The sequence below is a fragment of the Fructilactobacillus sp. X2R1C1 genome, from assembly GCF_059901435.1.
In genome coordinates this window covers 1-293 of sequence record NZ_JBWXUV010000068.1, presented here as the reverse complement: position 1 = coordinate 293, position 293 = coordinate 1, and the positions used below count along the sequence as shown (strand labels likewise).

1 protein-coding gene is annotated in these 293 nt (G+C 47.1%); it reads left to right on the top strand.

The annotated features are described in order from the left end of the window. Positions 1-293 (top strand): MetQ/NlpA family ABC transporter substrate-binding protein (locus AC6UDG_RS07540; RefSeq protein WP_500706966.1); only part of this gene is annotated, 293 nt, incomplete at both ends.

Below are 293 nucleotides of genomic sequence, written 5' to 3'. Positions count from 1 at the left end.
ACCAGGGTCAGGTTGACCTAAACGTTGAACAACACGGCGCCTACATGAACAACTTTAACAAGGAAAATCACGGGAACTTGGTTGCCTTAACCAAGGTGCCAACGATTCCAACCGGGATTTACCCCGCAAAAAAGCACAGCTTAAAAGACGTCAAGAAGGGTGACACGGTTGCCATTCCAAACGATCCATCCAACATGTCACGGGCTTTTCTAGTAATGGAAAAAGCGGGATGGATTAAGTTGAAGAAGGGCGTGGACCCCATCAAGGCCACTAAAAATGACATCATCGACAAC